The organism is Streptomyces sp. NPDC000134 (assembly GCF_042899225.1).
GTDB lineage: Bacteria > Actinomycetota > Actinomycetes > Streptomycetales > Streptomycetaceae > Streptomyces.
This window is the reverse complement of record NZ_JBIAZN010000022.1, coordinates 1-23,290: the sequence shown is the minus strand read 5'-3', so window position 1 is coordinate 23,290 and position 23,290 is coordinate 1. Positions and strand designations below refer to the sequence as shown.

Here is a 23,290-nt window from a genome sequence, read left to right as displayed (position 1 = left end):
TTGTCTTCTCCTCACAACGACTGGTTCTGCAGCGGGACTGACTGTTCTTCGGCGAACTCGGCTTCCAGGTCGTCCACTTCGTCCTGGGCCAGGGCGAGGAGGGGGAAGTCGGAGGGGGTGTGGCCGCCGGCGGCGGGGTCGGTGGTGTGGGCGGCGAGACCGGCGAGCAGGTCCAGCCAGGTCCGGCCGAGCCGCTCCGCCTCGTCCTCGGTGAGCAGCTCTCCGGGCCAGCTCAGCGTGAGGGTCAGCTCGGTCTCGTCAGGGGCGTCCCGGACGACCGCGACCGCCTCCAGGGCGTGCGCGGCGGGCCGGTCCGGGTGGCCGGAGCCGCCGAGCGCCCGTTCCCCGGCCGGCTGCCAGGGCCGGACGGGTCCGGCCGGTCCGCCGGCGGGGAACCGGCCCAGGTAGTTGAACCCGATCTGCGGTGCGGGCAGTTCGGCCAGCACGGGCGCGGTCTCGGGGTTGAGGTGGCGCAGCAGGCCGTACCCGAGTCCGTCGCCCGGCACCTTCTGCAGTTGTTCCTTGACGGTCTTGAGCAGGGCGCCGGCCGCCGCTGCCCCGGCCCTGGCCCGGGGCAGGTCCAGGCCGGTCAGGTCGAGCCGGGCCGGGTGGCCGCTGGTGAACCAGCCCACGGTGCGGGAGAGGTCGGCTCCTTCCAGCGGTTCACGGCCGTGGCCCTCGATGTCGACCAGGACACCGGGGTCGGTGCCCGGCCGCCAGTGTGCGACAGCACCGGCCAGCGTGGCCAGCAGCACCTCGTGGACACCGCAGTGGAAGAGGGCGGTGGTCCGTCCGGTGAGCGTGGCGGCCTGCTCCGGCGGTACCGTCCAGGAGCGGGCCCGCAGGGTGCGGGCGGTGTCCCGTACGGGGTCCAGCGGGCGTCCGCCCACGGTGGGTTCGGGGCGGCCCAGCAGGGCGGTCCAGTCGTCGAGTTCGGCGCGGCGCCGCTCGCCGCGGGCCTGTTCGGCGAGGAGCCCCGCCCACCTGCGGAACGAGGTGCCCACCGGGTCCAGGTCGGGTGCCCGGCCGGCCGCCGCGGCCTCGCAGGCGGCCTGGAGGTCGGGCAGCAGGACCCGCCAGGACACCCCGTCCACGGCCAGGTGGTGCACGAGCAGCACCACGCGGCCGACCCGGTGCGGTCCGGCGTCCAGCCACACCGCCCGCAGCACCGGCCCGGTCCTGGGGTCGATGTCCTCGGCCGCCTCGCGGGCGGCGTCCCCGGCGAGCCGGTCCAGGTCGGCGTCGGCGGCGGCCACCGCGTCGACGCGGCTCACCAGTGCCGCCGCGTCCAGCGAGCCGCGCTCACCGACCGTCAGCACCGGCTCGTCGGCCCGCTCGGGGGTGTCGACCCGGGCCCGCAGCATGTCGTGCGTGTCCAGTACGGCGCCCAGGCCGGCGGCGAGCGTCTCGGTGCCGAGTCCCGGCGGGGCGCCGACCACCGTCCACTGGGTGAAGCGGGCGGCGGTCGCCCAGGGCCCCTCGGCGAGCATCGCCGGTGTCCACGGCACCTCGCCGGTGCCCACGTCGGCGCTGTCCGCGCGGTCCGCGTCGGCCGCCTCCACCACGTGGGCGAGCCGCTCGGGCGTCTTGTGCTCGAACACCTGCCGAGGGGTGATCGTCCAGCCCGCGCGCCGGGCCCTGGACGCCAACTGCATCGACATGATGGAGTCGCCGCCCAGCTCGAAGAAGGAGGAGTCGGCGCCGACCCGTTCCACCCCGAGGACCTCGGCGAACAGCTCGCACAGCGCCGTCTCCAGCGGTCCGTTCGGGGCCCGTCCGGCGCTGTCGCCGCCGTACTCGGGGGCGGGCAGGGCCTTGCGGTCGACCTTGCCGTTGACCGTCAGCGGCAGCGCGGGCAGCGGCACGACCGCCGACGGCACCATGTACTCGGGCAGCAGGCCCGCGGCGTGTTCCCGCAGCCCGCCCGGGTCGGCCTCCGGGACGACATAGGCGACGAGCCGCTTGTCGCCGGGCCGGTCCTCCCGTACGACGACGGTGGCCTGGGTGACGTCGGGGTGCGCGGCGAGGACGGACTCCACCTCGCCCAGTTCGACCCGGAAGCCGCGTATCTTGACCTGCTCGTCGGCGCGTCCGGCGAACTCCAGCAGCCCGTCCGGCGTCCAGCGGGCCAGGTCGCCCGAGCGGTACATCCGGCCGCCCTCGCCGAACGGGCAGGCCACGAACCGCTCGGCGGTCAGGCCGGGCCGGTGGTCGTAGCCCCGGGCCAGACCGGCGCCGGCCACGTACAGCTCGCCCGTCGTACCGGGCGGGACGGGGCGCAGGGTGTCGTCCAGGACGTAGACCCGGGCGTTGCCGATGGGCGAGCCGATGGCCGGGGGCGCGTCCTCGGACCCGATCCCCTCGGGGAGGAGCGTGGCGGTGGAGATGACGGTCGCCTCGGTCGGGCCGTAGGTGTTCCACACCCGTGCCTGGGCCCGCCAGCGGGCGGCGAGGTCGGCGGTGAGCCGCTCGGCGCCCAGGACCCAGTTCTCGACGCCGGGGACCTCGGCGGGGTCGAGGGCGCCCAGGAGGGACGGGACGACGCTGGCGACCCGGACCCCGGCCGTGCGGATCATCTCCGCGAGCGCGGCGGGCTCGGTGCGCTCCTCGCTGGTGGCGATGGCCAGGGTGCCGCCGCCGCCGAGGGTCACCGCCACGTCGAGCACGGCCGCGTCGAAGCTGAACGAGGCGAACTGGAGGGCGACCGTGCCGGGTCCGACGCCGAGGACCGGGCGCATGGCCTCGGCGAGGTTCGCCACCCCGCCGTGCTCGACGGCCACGCCCTTGGGGCGGCCGGTGGAGCCGGAGGTGTAGATGACGTAGGCGAGCCGGCCGGGGTCGACGACGAGGTCCGGCGGCACCCGCGGCCCGTCGGCGGGCCGGTCCAGCAGGACCGTCTCCACCCCGGCCGGCACGTGGGCCGCCGTCCCGGAGGTGGCCAGCACCAGGGACGCGCCGCTGTCCTGCACCATGTAGGCGAGCCGGTCCGCCGGGTACTCCGGGTCCAGCGGCACGTACGCGCCGCCGGCCTTCCACACCGCCAGCAGCGCCACCACCATGTCGACGCCGCGCGGCAGGCACAGCCCCACCCGGCGCGCCCCGGTGAGCAGCCGGGCCAGTGTGTCGGCCCGCGCGTCCAGTTCCACGTAGCTGAGCGCCTGGGCGCCCGCGCGCACCGCCACCGCGTCCGGTGTGCGGGTCACCCACTGCCGGAACAGGTCCAGCACGGTGCCCGGGGTGACGGGCCGCCGCGTGTCGTTGAAGCGCTCGGTCACCAGGGACCGCTCGGCCGGGTCGAGGAGGTCGATGTCGGCGACCCGGACCTCGGGGTCGGCGACGAGCTGTTCCAGTACGCGGACGAGCCGGTGCCCGATCCGGGCCGCGGCCTCCTCGTCGTACAGGTCGGGCCGGTGGGTGACCACGATCTGGAGGGCGTCCTCGGGGACGATGCCCAGGGTGAGGGGGAAGTTGGTCGCCTCGTGGGTGTCCATGCCGAAGAAGGTGAGGGCGTCGGGCGCGGGTTCCTCGATCGGGGGGCGCGGATAGTTCTCGTACACCATGAGGGTGTCGAAGGTGGCGCCCGGTCCGGCGAGCCGCTGGATCTCGGCGAGGCCGAGGTGCTGGTGGGCGAGGAGCGCGGACTGGCGGGCCTGGAGGTCGGCCAGGAGGCGCAGGACCGGCCGGGCGCTGTCGAGGGTGACGCGGACGGGCAGGGTGTTGATGAGCAGCCCGACCATCGACTCGGCGCCCGGCAGTTCGGCGGGGCGGCCGGCGACGGTGGTGCCGAAGACCACGTCGTCGCGGCGGGCGAGCCGGGCCAGGACCAGCGCCCAGGCGCCCTGGACGACGGTGTTCATGGTGAGGCCGTGCCGGCGGGCCAGGTCCGTCAGCGCGGTGGTGGCCGCCTCGGAGAGCCCGACCTGGGTGTCGCGCGGGAGGACGGCGGCTCGGGCGGGGTCGGCGGGTGCCACCAGGGTCGGCTCGTCCAGGCCGGCCAGCTCGGTCCGCCAGGCGGCGCGGGCCGCGTCCTTGTCCTGGCGGTGCAGCCAGGCCAGGTACTCGCGGTAGGAGGTGACGGGCCGCAGGACGCGGACGTCGCCGCCGGCCTCGTACACGGTGGCGAGTTCGTCGAGCAGGACGGGCATCGACCAGCCGTCCATCACCATGTGGTGGGTGGTCACCACCAGCCGGTGGCTGCGGTCGCCGAGGCGGACCAGCAGCAGCTTCAGCAGCGGCGGGATGGCCGGGTCGAGACGGTGCTCGCGTTCGGCGGCGGCGAGTCTTCGGACCTCGGCGTCCGGGTCGGGTCCGGGGTGGTCGCCGAGGTCGGCCTCGCTCCAGGGCAGGGCGACCTCGCGGGTGATGAGCTGGACGGCCTCGCCGGTCTTGCGCTGGTGGAAGCTGGCCCGCAGGGCGGCGTGGCGGCCGAGGAGGGCTTCCCAGGAGGCGCGGTAGCGGGCGACGTCGAGGGGGCCTTCGATGCCGATGATCGACTGCATGCCGTAGACGTCGGGGCCTTCGTCGTCGTAGGCGGCGTGGAACAGCATCCCCTCCTGGAGGGGCGACAGCGGCCACACTTCCGCGAGGGCGGAGCCCTTGGCGGGTGTTGAAGACTTCACAGGGACCGTCCTCCATCGAGTTCTTGCGCTATCGCTTCGAGTTCGTCGACTTCGTCCTGTCCGAGTTCGAGGAGCGGGAAGTCGGAGGGTGTGTGGCCGCCGGCGGCGGGGTCGGTGGTGTGGGCGGCGAGACCGACGAGCAGGTCCAGCCAGATCCGGCCCAGTTCCTCCGCCTCGTCGTCGGTCAGCAGTGCCGCGGGCCAGCCGAGGGTGATCGTCAGTTCCGGGCCCTCGGGGGTGTCGGTGACGACGGCGGTGGCGTCCAGGGCGTGCATGGCGGGCATGGCCGGGTCGACGGCGCCGCCCAGGGCGGTGTCACCGGCGAGCTGCCAGGGGCCGACGGGGCCGGTGCGGGTGCCGGCGGTGAACCGGCCGAGGTAGTTGAAGCCGATCTGGGGGCTGGGCAGTGCGGCCAGGACGGGTGCGGTCTCGGGGTTGAGGTGGCGCAGCAGTTCGTAGCCGAGGCCGTCCCCGGGAACGGCCTGGGCCTGTTCCTTGACCGCCTTGAGCAGGTCGCCGGCGGCGGGCAGGCCCGCGAGGGCGGCGTCGAGGTCGGTGTCCCCGGCGCTCAGCCGGACGGGGTGGCTGCTGGTGAACCAGCCCACCGTGCGGGAGAGGTCGACTCCTTCCACGGGTTCGCGGCCGTGTCCTTCGACGTCCACGAGGACATCGGCCGGGCCGCCGGGCCGCCAGTGTGCGACGGCTCCGGCCAGGGTGGCCAGCAGGACTTCGTGGACACCGCAGTGGAAGAGGGCGGTGGTGGCTGCGGTGAGGGTGGCGGAGCGGTCGGCGGGGACGGTCCAGGAGCGGCGGCGCAGGGTGCCGGCGGTGTCCTGGGCGGGGTCCAGCGGCCGTCGGCCGAGGGTGGGTTCGCCGTGCCGGAGCAGGGCGGTCCACTCGTCCAGTTCGGCGCGGCGCTCGCTGCTCCGGGCCTGTTCGGTGAGGAGGTCGGCCCAGCGGCGGAACGAGGTGCCCGTCGGGTCCAGTTCGGGCTGCCGTCCGGCGGCCGCGGCCTCGCAGGCGGCCTGGAGGTCGGGCAGCAGCACTCGCCAGGACACGCCGTCCACGGCCAGGTGGTGCACGACCAGCACCACGCGCCCGACCCGGCCGGGACCGGCGTCCAGCCACACCGCCCGCACCATCACCCCCGCCCCCGGATCGAGCAGCTCCACGGCCTCCCGGGCCGCGTCACCCGCCGCCCCGTCCAACGCCTCCTCGGTCACGTCGGCGGCGTCGACCCGGACGACCAGCGCCGCCGCGTCGACCGCACCCCGCTCCCGCACCGTCAGCACCGGTTCGCCCTCACCGGTGACGACCTGGGCCCGCAGCATGTCGTGCGCGTCCAGCACCGCCCCCAGACCGGCCGCCAGCGTCTCGGTGCCGAGGTCCGCCGGCGCGCCGACCACGGTCCACTGCGCGAACCGGGAACCGGCGCTCTGGGCGCCGAGGGCACGCATCACCGGCGTCCAGGGGACCTCGCCGACGCCGATGTCCTCCGGGGTGTCCGGGCCGGTGCCCGCGGCGGCCACGACCAGGGCGAGACGCTCGGGGGTCTTCTCCTCGAAGACCTGCCGGGGGCTGATCTCCCAGCCCGCGCGCCGGGCCCGGGACGCCAACTGCATCGACATGATGGAGTCGCCGCCCAGGGTGAAGAAGTCGTCCTCGGCACCGACCCGTTCCAGGCCCAGCACCTCGGCGAACAGGGCGCACAGCGCGGCCTCGGTGTCCGTCCTCGGCTCCCGCGCGGAGACCAGTCCGCCGAAGTCCGGGGCGGGCAGCGCGGCCCGGTCGACCTTGCCGTTGACGGTCATGGGCAGGTGGTCCAGCGGCATGACCGCCGCCGGCACCATGTACTCGGGCAGGACCGCGGCGACATGTTCGCGCAGCTCGGCCCGCAGGGCGTCCAGCGGCCCGCCGCCGGTGGTGTCCGTGACGACGTAGGCGACCAGGCGCTTGTCGCCGGGCCCGTCGCCGGAGGCGAGGACCACGGCCTGGGCGACCCGGGGGTGGGTGGCGAGCACGGACTCGATCTCGCCGGGTTCGACGCGGTAGCCGCGTACCTTCACCTGGGTGTCGGCGCGGCCCACGAACAGCAACTGGCCGTCGGCGGTCCAGCGGACCAGGTCGCCCGTGCGGTACATCCGCTCGCCCGGCAGGTACGGGCAGGGCACGAACCGTTCGGCGGTCAGCCCGGGGCGGCCGTGGTATCCGCGGGCCAGGCCGGGGCCGGCGACGTACAGCTCACCGGCGGCGCCGGGCGGGACGGGCTGGAGGAACTCGTCCAGCACGTACGACCGGGTGTTGGTGACCGGGCGGCCGATGGGGACGCTGTCGCCGAGGCCGGGCGCGAGCGGCAGGCTCATCGCCGCGCAGACGGTCACCTCGGTCGGACCGTAGGCGTTGACCATCCGCAGCCTCGTCGACCAGCGCTCGGCGAGCGGCACCGGGCACGCCTCACCGGCGACGGCGACGGTCTCCAGGGCGTCCGGGAGGGTGTCCTCGACGGCGAGCACGCTCGGCGGGACGGTCACATGGGTGGTGCCGGTGCGCCGTACGACGTCGCCGAGGGAGGCGCGCGGCGGCAGGTCCTCGGTGCCGACCACCACCAGCGTCGCGCCCGACAGGAACGCCATGCACAGCTCGGAGACCGCCGCGTCGAAGCTGAGCGACGCGAACTGCAGCACCCGGGCCCGGGGATGGACGCCGAACCGGTCGATCTGGGCCTCGGCGAGGTTGGCCAGCCCGGTGTGGGAGACCACGACGCCCTTGGGGCGGCCGGTGGAGCCCGAGGTGTAGATGACGTACGCGGCGTGCGCGAGGGCCAGCGGCGCGCCGCGTTCGGCGTCGGACACATAGCCGGGGGTGCGCCGGGCCACGTCCCGGGCGGTCTCCGGGTCGTCCAGGAGCATCACCCGGCCCTGGGTGTCCGCCGGGAGCACGTCGTGGGTCGTGCGGGTGCACAGGACCACGGCGGGGTCGGCGTCGTCCAGGACGTAGGCGATGCGCTCGGCCGGGTAGTTGGGGTCGACGGGGACGAAGACCCCGCCGGCCATGGAGACCGCGAGCAGGGCGATCACGACGGCGGCCGACCGTTCGACGACGACGGCGACCCGGCGCTCCGGTGCGACGCCCGCGGCGACGAGGTGCCGGGCCAGGCGGCCCGCCTCGGCCTCCAGCGCCGCGTAGGACAGGGTGCGGCCGCCGGCGTCGAGGGCGGTGGCGTCCGGGGTCAGCCGCACCTGCCGGGCGAACAGCTCGGGCAGCGGCGCCCCGGGCACCCGCCCGGTGATGTCCTGCCACTGCCGCGTCACCCGGTCCCGCCAGGTGTCGTCCAGGACGCTCACCCGGGCCACGGGCACGGTCGGGTCGGCCGCGAACTGCTCCAGCACCCGCCGCAGTTGGCCGAGGATGTCCTCGGCGCGGGCCCGGTCGTACACGTCGGGCCGGTAGTCGAGCTGGGTCTCCAGCCTGGCGCCGGGGCCGACGATCAGGCCGAGCGGGTAGTGGCTGGCGTCCCGTGACTCGCCGCCGGGTCGGATGGTCAGGGCGTCGGGGTCGGGGGCCTCCTCGGGGGTGCGCGGGTAGTTCTCGTAGACGACCAGGGTGTCGAACTCGGCGCCCGGACCGGCGAGCCGGTTGATCTCGGCCAGGCCCACGTGCTGGTGGCCGAGCAGGTCGACCTGCTGGCGCTGGAGCGCGCTCAGCATGGCCAGGACGGACTGTCCGGCCGACAGCGGCACCCTGACCGGCAGGGTGTTGATGAACAGGCCGATGGCGGTCTCGGCGCCGGCCAGCTCGGGCGGCCGGCCGGCGACGGTGGTGCCGAACACCACGTCGGTACGGCCGGACAGGCGGGCCAGGACCAGCGCCCAGGCGCCCTGCACGACCGTGGCCATGGTCAGGCCGTGCCGGCGGGCCAGCGCGTCCAGTTCCGCGGTGAGTTCCTCGTCGCACTCGGTGCGGACCATGTCGGGCCGGACCGGGGTGGCGACCGTGTCGGTGGGCACCACGAGGGTGGGTTCGTCGGCGCCGGCGAGCTGGGCCCGCCAGGCGGTGTGCGCGGCCGTCCGGTCCTGCCGGTGCAGCCAGGCCAGGTAGTCCCGGTAGGAGGTCGCGGGCGGCAGCGCGCTCGCGTCGCCGCCGGCCGCGTACACCCGGGACAGGTCATCGAGCAGCACCGGCAGGGACCAGCCGTCCACGATGATGTGATGGGTGGTCATCAGCAGGCGGTGGCGGCGCTCGCCGAGGCGGATGAGCAGCAGTCTCAGCAGGGGCGGCCGGGTCAGGTCGAAGCCGGCGGCCAGTTCGGCGTCGCCGAGCCGGGCCGTCTCCGCCGCCGCGTCGGCCTCGCTCAGTGCGCTGAGGTCGGCCTCCCGCCAGGGCAGCGCGGGGTCGCGGACGACGACCTGGACGGCCTCGCCGGTGGTACGGCGGTGGAAGCCGGCCCGCAGGATCGGGTGCCGGGTCAGGACCGCCTCCCACGAGGCCCGCAGCCTGGCCACGTCGAGCGGTCCGTCGAGGGCGAGGGCGCGCTGTCCGGCGTACACGTCGGCGCCGGACTCGTCGTACGCCGCGTGGAACAGCAGACCTTCCTGGAGGGGCGACAGCGGCCAGACGTCGTCCAGCCCGGCCACCGTGGCCTCCAGTTCGTCGACGGTGTCCTGGGTCAGGCCCGCCAGCGGGAAGTCGGACGGGGTGCGGCCGCCCGCGCCGGGGGCGGTGGTGTGGGCGGCGAGTCCGGCGAGCAGGTCCAGCCAGACCTGGCCGAGCCGGGTCACCTCGTCCTCGGTGAGGAGCGCGCCGGGCCAGCTCAGGGTGAGCGTCAGCTCGGGTCCGTCCGGGGTGTCCCGGACGACGGCGCCGACGTCGAGGGCGTGGGTGGCCGGCACGTCGGGGTCGGCGGCGCCGCCGACCGCGGACTCGCCCGCCATCTGCCACGGCCCGGTCCGCCCCGCCGGGGCGCCCGCCGTGAACCGGCCCAGGTAGTTGAAGCCGATCTGCGGGACCGGCAGCGCGGCCAGCGCCGGGCCGGTCTCCGGGTCGAGGTGGCGCAGCAGCCCGTGGCCGAGTCCGTCGCCGGGCACGGCCCGCAGTTGCTCCTTGACGGCCTTCAGCAGCAGCCCCGCCGCCCGGCCGCCGCGCGCCGCCTCGGCGGTGTCGGTTCCGGCGATGTCCAGCCGGATCGGGTGCACGGTGGTGAACCAGCCGACCGTCCGGGACAGGTCGATCCCGTCCCCGGGCTCCCGGCCGTGGCCCTCGATGTCGAGCAGGGTGGCGGTGCCCGTGCCGGGCCGCCAGTCGGCGACGGCCGCCGCCAGGGTGGCCAGCAGCACGTCGTGGATCCCGCAGTGGAAGGCCCCGGGGGTGCGTCCGGTGAGGACGGCGGTGTGCGCGGCGGGCACGGTCAGGGTGTGCCGGCGCAGGGTGCGCACGGTGTCCCGGGCCGGGTCCAGGGGGCGCCGGCCGAGGGTGTCCTCGGGCCGGGCGCCGATCAGGGCGGTCCAGTCGTCGAGTTCGGCGCGGCGGTCCTCGGTGCGGGCCTGCCGGGCGAGTTCGAGGGCCCAGGAGCGGAAGGAGGTGGGGACCGGGTCGAGTTCCGGCTGCCGTCCGGCGGCCGCGGCCTCGCAGGCGGCCTGGAGGTCGGGCAGCAGCACCCGCCAGGACACCCCGTCCACGGCCAGGTGGTGCACGACCAGCACCACGCGCCCGACCCGGCCGGGACCTGCGTCCAGCCACACCGCCCGCACCATCACCCCCGCCCCCGGATCGAGCAGCTCCACGGCCTCCCGGGCCGCGTCACCCGCCGCCCCGTCCAACGCCTCCCCGGTCACGTCGGCGGCGTCGACCCGGACGACCAGCGCCGCCGCGTCGACCGCACCCCGCTCCCGCACCGTCAGCACCGGTTCGCCCTCCCCGGTGACGACCTGGGCCCGCAGCATGTCGTGCGCGTCCAGCACCGCCCCCAGACCGGCCGCCAGCGTCCCGGTGCCGAGGTCCGCCGGCGCACCGACCACGGTCCACTGCGCGAACCGGGACCGGGTGACCGCCTCTCCCATCCAGCACATGATCGGCGTCCACGGCATCTCGCCGGCGTCCTGCCCGGGGCGCCGGGCCGCGTCCTCGGCCCGCGCGTCGGTGTCGTCCCGCCGGGCGACCAGCGCCAGGCGTTCCGGGGTCTTCTCCTCGAAGATCTGCCGGGGCGTGAGCACCCAGCCGGCCCGCCGGGCCCGGGTCGCCAACTGCATCGACATGATGGAGTCGCCGCCCAGGGCGAAGAAACTGTCGTCGACGCCGACCCGTTCCAGGCCCAGCACGTCGGCGAGCAGCGCGCACAGCTCCGCCTCCGCCTCCGTCCGGGGCTCGCGGCCGGTCGTCAGCCCGCCGAAGTCGGGGGCGGGCAGGGCGGCCCGGTCGACCTTGCCGTTGGCGGTCACCGGGAGGGCGTCGAGCACCAGCACCACCGCGGGCACCATGTGTTCGGGCAGTTCCCCGGCGAGCCCGGCCCGCAGTTCCTCGCCGTCCGGGTGCGCCCCGGCGGCGGGCACGGCGTAGCCCACGAGCCGCTTCTCGCCCGGCCGGTCCTCGCGGACCACCACCGCGGCCTGGCCGACCTCGGGCCGGGCCGCGAGCACCGCCTCGACCTCGCCGGGCTCGACCCGGAAGCCGCGCAGCTTCACCTGCGCGTCCACCCGGCCGGCGAACTCCAGCAGTCCGCCGTCGGTCCAGCGGGCCAGGTCACCGGTGCGGTACATCCGCTCACCGGCGGCGAACGGGCTCGCCACCAGCCGCTCGGCCGTCAGCCCCGGCCGCCCGGCGTACCCGCGGGCCAGCCCCGCGCCCGCGATGTACAGCTCGCCGGGCACACCGGCCGGCACCGGCCGCAGGAACCCGTCCAGCACATACACCCGTACGCCGTCCAGCGGGCTGCCGATCGGTACGGCCGCCGGCAGTACGGCGTCCGGCTCCATGCGGTACGAGGTCGCGAACGTCGTCGTCTCCGTCGGCCCGTACCCGTCGACCACCACGATCCCCGGGCACGCCTCGCGCACCCGGCGCACGGCCTCCGCCCGGACCACGTCACCGCCGGTCCACACCTCGCGCAGGCCGGCCAGGCTGCCCGGGTCCTCCTGCGCGAACAGGTGGAACAGGGCCGCGGTGAGCCACATCGCGGTGACGCCGTGCCGGGCCACCGTCTCGCGCAGCACGGCCGCCGTCAGCACACCCGGGGGCGCGACGACGACCCGGCCGCCGGACAGCAGCGGCGCCCACATCTCGTACGTCGACGCGTCGAACGTCTGCGGCGAGTGCACGAGCACGCACTCGTGCCCCCGCGCGAACCGGCTGTCCCGGGCCAGCGCCACGACATCGGCCTGGGTGATCTCCACGCCCTTCGGGATTCCGGTGGAGCCCGAGGTGTACATCACGTAGGCGAGGTCGTCGGGGGCCGGGCGGGCCGAGGCCGGCACCGGCGCGCCGGGCCGCTCCGGGTCCGCCAGCAGGTCTTGTACGCCGGTGATCCAGGTCCCGGTCAGGTCGGGCAGGTCGCGGTCCGTGACGGTGAGCGCGGCGCCTTCGAGGACCAGCCGGGTGCGGGTGACGGGCCAGTCCGGGCTGGCCGGGACGTAACCGGCGCCGGCCTTGGCGATGCCGAGCAGTACGGCGACCACCTCGGCCGAGCGTTCCATGACCACGCCGACCCGGTCTCCCCGGCGGACGCCACGGTCGAGCAGCCCGCGGGCCACCCGGTCGGCGAGCCGGTCCAGTCCGGCGTACGACCACTGCCGGTCTCCGTCGACCACGGCGACGGCGTCCGGCGAACGCTCCGCCTGCTCCGCGAAGACGGCGGGCAGGGTGCCGGGCGCGCGGTCCCGGCCGGTGTCGTTCCACCGGTCCAGGAGCAGCGACCGCTCGTCGTCGCCGAGGGTGTCGATCCGGGCGAGGGGCGTGCCGGGTGCGGCCGCCATCCGCTCCAGCAGGCGCATCAGCCGGTCGGTCAGCGCCTCGGCGCCCTCGGCGGTGAGCACGTCCGACCGGTAGGTGAGCCGGACCCGCAGCCCGCCGACCGGGTCGACGACGACCCAGAGCGGGTAGTTGACCGACTCGCGTGTCCCGGCCTCGGTGACCCGCACCCCGGCGGCGCCGAACTCCCGGGTCTGCTCCGCGGTGCCGTCCGGCTCCGCCTTCGCGCCCGTGGGGAAGTTCTCGTAGGCGAGCAGGGTGTCGAAGCTCGCGCCGGGCCCGGCCAGCCGCTGGATCTCGGTGAGCCCGAGGTGCTGGTGGTCCAGCAGCGCGGACTGCTGCGCCCGCAGCGCGGCGAGGACGTCGGCGAAGGTGTCCGCCGGGTCGAGGGCGACCCGCACCGGGACGGTGTTGATGAACAGCCCCAGCATGTCCCGCATGCCCGGCAGCTCGGCCGGCCGGCCCGCCACCGTGGTGCCGAACACCACGTCGTCCCGCCCGGTCAGTTGGCCGAGCACGACGGCCCAGGCCGCCTGGAACACGGTGTTCACCGTCACGTCGTGGCCCCGGGCCAGATCGTCCAGGGCACCGAGGAGTGCGCCGCTCGCCCGCCGCTGCACGGAACCGGTGCTCGTCCCGCCGTCCGCGTCGGCCGGCGCCACGAGGGTCGGCTCCTCCGCGTCGGCGAGCGCCCGCCGCCAGGCGTCTCGGGCGGCGTCCTTGTCCTGCCGCTCCAGCCAGGCCAGGTAGTCCCGGTACGGCGCCACCGCCGGCAGTCCGCTCGCGCTGCCGCCCGCCTCGTAGCAGGCCCACAGCTCCCGCATCAGGATCGGCAGCGACCAGCCGTCCAGCAGGATGTGATGGAGCGTCACCATCATGCGGTGCCGTTCGGCCCCCACCTTGACCAGCAGGACCCTCAGCAGCGGGGGCTGCGCGAGGTCGAAGCGCCGGGCGCGTTCCTCGGCCGCGATCCGGTCCGACTCGGCCTGCGCGCTCTCCTCGTCCAGGTGCGCGAGGTCCTCCGCCCGCCAGGGCAGCGCCACCCGCCCGTGGATCACCTGCACCGGCTCCGACACGCCCGCGAGCTGCCGGAAGGCGGCACGCAGGGTCGGATGCCGGTCGAGCAACGCCTGCCAGGACGCCCGCAGCCTCGCCGCGTCGACCGTGCCTTCCAGGGTGAGGACCATCTGCTCGACGTAGACGTCCTCGGCCTGCTCGTCGAAGAGGGCGTGGAAGAGGAGACCCTCCTGGAGGGGGGAGACAGGGAGTACTTCGGTGAGGTCCGGGGCGGCTGCCTCCAACTCCTCGATCCGGTCCTGGTCGAGGGCGATCAGGGGGAAGTCGGACGGGGTGTGCCCGCCGTCGTCCCCGGTCGCCGCCAGGGCGGTGAGCATCTGCGCCCAGGTGTCCAGCAGGGCCTGGGCATCGGCCTGGTCGAGCAGCCGCTCGGGCCAGGCGAGGGTCAGGGTCAACTCCGGACCGGTGGGCCGGTCGTGGACCATGCCGAGGATCTCCAGGGCGTGCATCACCGGAGCGTCGGAGTCGCTGCCGTTGCCGCCGCCGCCGGCCATGGCCTCGTCGGTGGGCTGCCACGGCGCAAGGCTGCTGCCGTTGCTGTTGCCTCCGGGGACCCGGCCCAGGTAGTTGAAGCCGATCCTGGCATGGGGCAGGGCGGCCAGGGTGTCATCGGAGCTGAGGTAGCGCAGGATGCCGTACCCCAGGCCATCACCCGGGACGGCCCGGATCTGCTCCTTGACCCGCTTGAGCAGACGCCCCGCGGCCGCGTCGTCGGTGCGGAGGGTGTGGGGGTCGAGGCCGCCGACGTCCAGGCGCACGGGGTGCACGTTCGTGAACCAGCCCACCGTCCGGGAGAGATCCATCTCCGGTGTCAGCGGCAGGCGCCCGTGGCCCTCGACGTCGACCAGGAACCCACGCGTCCCCCGCCACGCGGCAACGGCCGCGGCGAGACCGGTCAGCAGCACATCATCGACACCGGCATGGAACGCGGCCGGAACCTGCGTCAGCAGAGCCGAGGTCACCTCGGCGGGCACGGTCACCGAGACGTCCGTGACCGTGGACTGCACATCACGCTCGGCATCGACGGCCAACGGCAGGTCGTCACCGCCGAGGAGTTCCGCCCACCCGGGCAGCTCGGCCAGCCGGTCCTCAGCCTGCGCCGCCAGCTCACGCGCCCAGTTCCGGAACGACGTCGGCACCACCGCCGGCTCCGGCACCCGCCCCGCCGCCAGCGCCTCGTACGCCTCAGCCAGGTCCGGCACCAGCGCCTGCCAGGAAACGGTGTCCACCACCAAGTGGTGAACGACCAGCAGCAGCCGACCGGCCTCGTCCGGCCCGGCATCCAGCCAGACGGCTTGCAGCATGACACCGGCCGACGGAGAGATCCGGTCGATGGCTGATGCCAGTTGTTCGTCCAGGACGGTCGGCAGGTCCGCTGCGGACACCTCGACCCGGCGCACCCACTCCTCGACGGGAGCCGCACCCGGCTCCGGCACCACCAGGTGCGGTTCCGCCTCCAGCCTGGCCCGCAGTACGTCGTGGTGGTCGACCACCGCACGCACGGCCCCGACCAGGGCGTCGAAGTCCAGCCCGGCCGGCGTCCTCACGGCACCGGTCTGTACGACGGCGTGCAGCCGGTCGGTGCCGGTGCGCTCCAGGAGTTCGCGCATGACCGGTGTCAGGGGGATCTCACCGGTGCCGGAGAGCCCGGTGCCGGGACGGACGCCGTCCGTCGTCGTGGCCACCGCCGCCAGTCCGGCCGGCGTGCGCTGCTCGAACACCTGCCGGGAACTGATCACCAGCCCCGCCCGGCGGGCGTTCGACACCAGCAGCATCGACATGATCGAGTCGCCGCCCAGCTCGAAGAAACTGTCCTCGACCCCGACCTCCGCCAGACCCAACACCTCGGCGAACAGGGCACACAGCGTCTCCTCGGCCGCCGACACGGGCGCACGGCCCGCACTGTGGGCGGTCGTCTCGGGCACGGGCAGCGCCTTGCGGTCGACCTTGCCGTTCACCGTCAACGGCAACGCCGCCAGCGGCATGATCACGGACGGCACCATGTACTCGGGCAGCAGGCCCGCGGCGTGTTCCTGGACCTGTTGGCCATCGACCTCCGGGACGACGTACGCGACGAGCCGCTTGTCCTCCTGGACGGTCACCACCGCCTGCCGCACCTCCGGGTGGGAGGCGAGGACGGACTCGACCTCACCCAGCTCCACCCGGAAGCCACGGATCTTCACCTGCTCGTCCGCCCGACCCGCGAACTCCAACAGACCGCCGGCCGTCCACCGCGCCAGGTCACCCGAGCGGTACATCCGACCGCCGTCGGCGAACGGGCACGCCACGAAGCGCTCGGCGGTCAGGTCAGGACGGTTGTTGTACCCGCGCGCCAGACCGGCGCCCGTCACATACAACTCACCCGTCACACCGGGCGGCACGGGACGCAGGAAGTCGTCCAGCACGTACACCCGGGTGTTCCCGATCGGCCCACCGATGGCCGGGGCCGCGTCCTCGGACCCGATTCCCTCGGGAAGGAGCGTGGCCGTGGAGATGACCGTCGCCTCGGTCGGCCCGTACGTGTTCCACACCCGGGACCCGGCACGCCAGCGGGCGGCGAGGTCGGCGGTGAGGCGCTCGGCGCCCAGGACCCAGTTCTCCACGCCGGGGACGTCGGCCGGGTCCAGGACACCGAGGAGGGACGGGACGACGCTGGCGACCTGGACGCCCGCGCTGCGGATCATCTGCGTGAGCGCACCGGGTTCCGTACGTTCCTCGCTGGTGGCGATGGCCAGGGTGCCACCGCCGCCGAGGGTGACCGCGACATCGAGTACCGCCGCGTCGAAGCTGAACGACGCGAACTGCAACGCCACCGTCCCCGGCTCCACGCCGAGCACCGGACGCATCACCTCGGCCAGGTTCGCCACCCCGCCATGGGCGACCGTGACACCCTTCGGCCGGCCCGTCGAACCCGACGTATAGATCACGTAGGCAAGCTGATCGGGAGACACCTGTGTCTCCAGCGGCTCCGCCGAACCGCCGACCGACCCGTCAACCAGCACCACATCGATACCAGGCGGAACCAGCTCCACGGTGGTTGACCCGGTCAACACCACCGACGCACCACTGTCCGCGATCATGTACGCCAGCCGGTCCGCCGGATACTCCGGGTCCAGCGGAACGTACGCGCCCCCGGCCTTCCACACCCCGAGCAGCGCCACCAGCATGTCGACGCCCCGTGGCAGGAGCAGACCGATCCGGCTCTCCGCACCGATCCCGAGGTCCACCAGATGCCGGGCGAGCCGATTGGCCCGCGCGTCCAGCTCCCCGTACGACAGGGCCTCGGCGCCGCTGCGAACCGCCACCGCGTCCGGGGTACGGGCCACCCAGCCCCGGAACAGGTCCAGCACCGTGCCCGCGGCCACGGGCCGGCCCGTGGTGTTCCACCGCTCGACCACCAGTGAGGTCTCGGCGGAGTCCAGCAGCTCTATCCCGCTCGTCCGGGCCGTCGGGTCCGCCGCGAACTGCCGCAGCACCCGCACCAGCCGGTCGACGACGGCGTAGGCCGCCTCCTCGCTGAACAGGTCCGGCCGGTAGTCGAGCCGCAGGGCCAGGTCGTCGGCCGGGTTCACGCCGAGCGCCAGCGCGAAGCTGGTCGACTCCCGCATCCGGCTGTCCGTGAGGGTCAGCCCGGCGGCGGTGGGTGGGCCGGCCGGGTCCTCGGGGAAGTTCTCGTAGGCGAGCAGGGTGTCGAAGGTCGCGCCCGGCCCGGCGAGCCGCTGAATGCCGTTGAGCGTCAGGTGCTGGTGGTCGAGGAGCGCGGACTGCTGGGCCTGGAGCGCGGTCAGCACGTCGGCGACGGTGTGCGCCGCGTCGAAGGTGACACGCACCGGAACCGTGTTCAGGAACAGACCGAGCATGTCCTCCATGCCTGGCAGCTCCGCCGGGCGACCGGCCACCGTCGCGCCGAAGACGACATCGCGCCGCCCGGCCAACTGCCCCACGACCAACGCCCACGCGGCCTGCACGACCGTGTTCAGGGTCACGCCTCGGGCCCGTGCGAGGGCGTCGAGGGCACCGGCCAGTTCGGCGCCGACTCTGCGGGACACGGCGAGGGAGGTGGTGATCGTCTCCCGGTCGGCCGGCGCGACGAGGGTCGGCTCCTCCAGACCGGCGAGCGCCCGCTGCCAGGCGTCTCGGGCGGCGTCCTTGTCCTGCCGCGTCAGCCAGGCCAGGTAGTCCCGGTACGGCGCCACCGCGGGCAGTCCGCTCGCGCTGCCACCGGCCTCGTAGCAGGCCCACAGCTCCCGCATCAGGACCGGCAGCGACCAGCCGTCGAGGAGCGAGTGGTGCAGGGTGATCATCATGCGGTGCCGGTCGGTCCCCAGCTTGACCAGGAGGACCCTCAGCAGCGGGGGGTGTGCGAGGTCAAAGCGCCGGGCGCGTTCCTCGATGCCGATCCGGTCCGACTCGGCCCAGGCCGCGTCCTGGTCGAGCCCGGACAGGTCCTCCGCACGCCAGGGCAGCGTCGCCCGCCCGTGCAGCACCTGCACCGGCTGCGGCATCCCGGCCAACTGCCGGAACCCGATCCGCAGCGTCGGGTGCCGGTCGAGCAGGGTCTGCCAGGACGCCCGCAACAGGTCGGCGTCCAGCGGGCCGTCGAGAGTGTGCACGATCTGCTCGACGTAGACGTCCTCGGCCTGCTCGTCGAAGAGGGCGTGGAAGAGGAGACCCTCTTGGAGTGGGGAGACAGGGAGTACTTCGGTGAGGTCGGGGGCGGCTGCCTCCAACTCCTCGATCCGGTCCTGGTCGAGGTTGACCAGGGGGAAGTCGGACGGGGTGTGCCCGCCGTCCTCCCCGGTCGCCGCCAGGACGGTGAGCATCTGCGCCCAGGTGTCCAGCAGGGCCTGGGCATCGGCCTGGTCGAGCAGCCGCTCGGGCCAGGCAAGGGTCAGGGTCAACTCCGGACCGGTGGGCCGGTCGTGGACCATGCCGAGGATCTCCAGGGCGTGCATCACCGGAGCGTCGAGGTCGCTGCCACCGCTGGCCATGGCCTCGTCGGTGGGCTGCCACGGCGCGGGGCTGCTGCCGTTGCTATTGCTGTTGCCTCCGGGGACCCGGCCCAGGTAGTTGAAGCCGATCCGGGCGTGCGGCAGGGCGGCCAGGGTGTCGTCGGAGCTGAGGTAGCGCAGAATGCCGTACCCCAGGCCATCCCCGGGGACGGCCCGGATCTGCTCCTTGACCCGCTTGAGCAGACGCCCCGCGGCCGGGCCGCCGGTACGTACGTCGGTGAGATCGAAATCGCCGACGTCCAGGCGCACGGGATGCACGTTCGTGAACCAGCCCACCGTCCGGGAGAGATCCATCTCCGGTGTCAGCGGCAGGCGCCCGTGGCCCTCGACGTCGACCAGGACCCCACGCCTCCCCCGCCACGCGGCAACGGCCGCGGCGAGACCGGTCAGCAGCACATCATCGACACCGGCATGGAACGCGGCCGGAACCTGCGTCAGCAGAGCCGAGGTCACCTCGGCGGGCACGGTCACCGAAACGTCCGTGACCGTGGACTGCACATCACGCTCGGCATCGACGGCCAACGACAGGTCCTCACCGCCGAGGAGTTCCGCCCACCGGGGCAGCTCGGCCAGCCGGTCCTGGGCCTGCGCCTCCAGCTCACGCGCCCAGTGCCGGAAAGAGGTCGGCACGACGGCCGGCTCCGGGATGCCACCCGCCGCCAGCGCCTCGTACGCCTCGGCCAGGTCCGGCACCAGCGCCTGCCAGGAAACGGTGTCCACCACCAAGTGGTGAACGACCAGCAGCAGCCGACCGGCCTCGTCCGGCCCGGCATCCAGCCACACCGCCTGGAGCATCACACCGGCGTGCGGGTCCAACCGGCCCACCGCCGCACGAACCTCCTCGTCCAGGACGGTCGGCAGGTCCGCTGCGGACACCTCGACCCGGCGCACCCACTCCTCGACGGGAGCCGCACCCGGCTCCGGCACCACCAGGTGCGGTTCCGCCTCCAGCCTGGCCCGCAGTACGTCGTGGTGGTCGACCACCGCACGCACGGCCCCGACCAGGGCGTCGAAGTCCAGCCCGGCCGGAACGACCACCACACCCGGCTGGACGACCCGACGGAGGTCATCCCGGCCGACCCGCTCCAGCAGTTCGCGCATGACCGGCGTCAGGGGGATCTCACCGGTGCCGGGCGCACCGGCACCCGGTCGCGCCCCGTCCGTCGTCGTGGCCACCGCCGCCAGTCCGGCCGGCGTGCGCTGCTCGAACACCTGCCGGGAACTGATCACCAACCCCGCCCGGCGGGCGTTCGACACCAGCAGCATCGACATGATCGAGTCGCCGCCCAGCTCGAAGAAACTGTCCTCGACCCCGACCTCCGCCAGACCCAACACCTCGGCGAACAGGGCACACAGCGTCTCCTCGGCCGCCGACACCGCGGCACGGCCCCGGGAACCGGTCTCGACCTCGGGCGCGGGCAGCGCCTTGCGGTCGACCTTGCCGTTCACCGTCAACGGCAGCACTGCCAACGGCATGATCACGGACGGCACCATGTACTCGGGCAGCAGGCCCGCGGCGTGTTCCTGGACCTGTTGGCCATCGACCTCCGGGACGACGTACGCGACGAGCCGCTTGTCCTCCTGGACGGTCACCACCGCCTGCCGCACCTCCGGGTGGGAGGCGAGGACGGACTCGACCTCACCCAGCTCCACCCGGAAGCCACGGATCTTCACCTGCTCGTCCGCCCGACCCGCGAACTCCAACAGACCGCCGGCCGTCCACCGCGCCAGGTCACCCGAGCGGTACATCCGACCGCCGTCGGCGAACGGGCACGCCACGAAGCGCTCGGCGGTCAGGTCAGGACGGTTGTTGTACCCACGCGCCAACCCGGCGCCCGTCACATACAACTCACCCGTCACACCGGGCGGCACGGGACGCAGGAAATCGTCCAGCACGAACACCCGGGTGTTCCCGATCGGCCCACCGATGGCCGGGGCCGCGTCCTGCGACCCGATCCCCTCCTCCAGCAGCGTGGCCGTGGAAATGACCGTCGCCTCGGTCGGCCCGTACGTGTTCCACACCCGGGACCCGGCACGCCAGCGGGCCGCCAGGTCGGCGCTCAGACGCTCCGCGCCCAGCACCCAGTTCCGTACGCCCGGTACGTCGGCCGGGTCGAGCACGCCCAGCAGCGACGGCACGACACTCGCCACCTGCACACCCGCACGGCGGATCATCTCCACCAGCGCGCCCGGCTCGGTGCGCTCCTCGGTCGACGCGATGGCCAGGGTGCCACCGCCGCCCAGCGTCACCGCCACGTCGAGTACCGCCGCGTCGAAGCTGAACGACGCGAACTGCAACGCCACCGTCCCCGGCTCCACGCCGAGCACCGGACGCATCACCTCGGCCAGGTTCGCCACCCCGCCATGGGCGACCGTGACACCCTTCGGCCGGCCCGTCGAACCCGACGTATAGATCACGTAGGCGAGCTGATCGGGAGACACCTGTATCTCCAGCGGCTCCGCCGAACCGTCGACCGACCCGTCAACCAGCACCACATCGATACCAGCCGGAACCAGCTCCACGGTGGTCGACCCGGTCAACACCACCGACGCACCACTGTCAGAGATCATGTACGCCAGCCGGTCCGCCGGATACTCCGGGTCCAGCGGAACGTACGCGCCCCCGGCCCGCCACACCGCGAGTTGCGCGACAACAAGGTTCACACCACGCGGCAACAGCAGCCCGACGCGGCTCTCCGCACCGACGCCCAGGCCCGCCAGATGCCGGGCCAGCCGATTGGCCCGCGCGTCCAGCTCCCCGTACGACAGGGCCTCGGCGCCGCTGCGGACCGCCACCGCGTCCGGGGTGCGGGCCACCCAGCCCCGGAACAGGTCCAGCAGCGTGCCCGCGGTCACGGGCCGTTCCGTGGCGTTCCACCGCTCGGTGACGAGGGCGCGCTCCGCCGGCAGCAGCGCGTCGAGGTCGCCCACCCGTACCTGGGGGTCGGCCGCGAACTGTTCCAGTACGCGCATCAGCCGGTCGGTCACGGCGCGGACGGTGTCCTCGTCGAACACGTCGGGCCGGTAGTCCAGCCGCAGGTGGAGGCCGTCGGCCGGGTTGACGCCCAGGGCGAGGGCGAAGTTGGTCGACTCCCGCATGGCGGTGTCGGTGAGGGTGAGTCCTTCGGCGGACGGCGGGCCGGCCGGGTCGCCGGGGTAGTTCTCGTAGGCCATCAGGGTGTCGAAGGTGGCGCCCGGCCCGGCGAGCCGCTGGATCTCGGTGAGGCCGAGGTGCTGGTGGTCAAGCAGCGCGGACTGCTGGGCCTGGAGGGCGGCCAGGACGTCGGCCACCGTGCGCCCGGCGCCGAGGCCGACCCGTACCGGGACCGTGTTCAGGAACAGGCCGAGCATGTCCTCCATGCCCGGCAGTTCGGCCGGGCGTCCGGCCACCGTGGCGCCGAAGACGACGTCACGTCGCCCGGCCAACTGTCCGACGACCACCGCCCACGCGGCCTGCACCACCGTGTTCAGGGTGACGCCCCGCGTGCGGGCCAGGTCGTCGAGTGCCTCGGCGAGCCGGTCGTCCGCCGTCGCGCCGACCATGCGGGTCAGGGCCGGGTCCGTGCCGGTCGTCTGCGCGGCGACGAGGGTCGGTTCGTCCACCCCGGCGAGCGCCTGCCGCCAGGCGTCGCGGGCGGCGTCCTTGTCCTGCCGCGTCAGCCAGGCCAGGTAGTCCCGGTACGGCGCCACCGCGGGCAGCCCGCTCGCGCTGCCACCGGCCTCGTAGCAGGCCCACAGCTCGCGCATCAGGATCGGCAGGGACCAGCCGTCCAGCAGGATGTGGTGGAGCGTCATCACCATGCGGTGCCGGTTCGGGCTGAGCTTGACCAGGGCGATGCGCAGCAGGGGCGGCCAGGTCACGTCGAGGCGCCGGGCGCGTTCCTCGACGCCGATGCGGTCCGATTCGGCCCAGGCGGTGTCGGCGTCGAGGTCGGACAGGTCTTCCGCGCGCCAGGGGAGGTCGGCGCGGTCGTGCACGATCTGGACCGGCCGTTCGAGGCCGGCCACCTGGCGGAAGCCGACCCGGAGCGTCGGGTGCCGGTCGACGAGCGCCTGCCAGGACGCCCGCAGCCGTGCCGGGTGCAGGGGTCCGTCGAGGGTGAGGACGATCTGCTCGACGTAGACGTCCTCCGTCTGCTCGTCGTAGAGCGCGTGGAACAGGAAGCCTTCCTGCAACGGTGACACCGGCAGCACTTCGGCCAGGTCCGGTACCGCGATCTCCAGTTCCTCCACCTGTGCCTGGTCCAGCGCCACCAGGGGGAAGTCCGACGGGGTGCGGCCGCCGCCGCGGTGGGCCGCCAGGCCGGTGAGCATCGCGGCCCAGGTGTCCAGCAGGGCCTGCGCGTCGGCGGCGTCGAGGAGTCGCTCCGGCCAGGCGAGCCGCAACGTCAGTTCGGGGCCGGCCGGGCGGTCGTGCACCATGCCGAGGACTTCCAGGGCGTGCATCACGGGGGCCTGCGGGTCGCCGCCCTTGCCCAGCACCTCGTCGGTGGGCTGCCACACCCCGCCGCCGCTCGCCGGGACACGGCCGAGGTAGTTGAACCCGATCTGCGGGTGCGGGAGTTCGGCGCCGGCGAGATGGCGGAGCATGCCGTAGCCCAGACCGTCACCCGGGACCGCCCG

2 protein-coding genes are annotated in these 23,290 nt (G+C 74.2%); both read right to left on the bottom strand.

The features are described 5' to 3' along the window. Positions 1 to 11: 11 nt before the first annotated feature. Positions 12 to 4,619: an amino acid adenylation domain-containing protein gene (locus tag ACFY32_RS27880; RefSeq protein WP_390675601.1), complete on the bottom strand. Its 4,608-nt coding sequence runs from the start codon at positions 4,617 to 4,619 to the stop codon at positions 12 to 14. Further along, positions 4,616 to 23,290 (bottom strand): amino acid adenylation domain-containing protein (locus ACFY32_RS27875; RefSeq protein WP_390675600.1); only part of this gene is annotated, 18,675 nt, incomplete at its 5' end. The genes ACFY32_RS27880 and ACFY32_RS27875, both read right to left, overlap by 4 nt.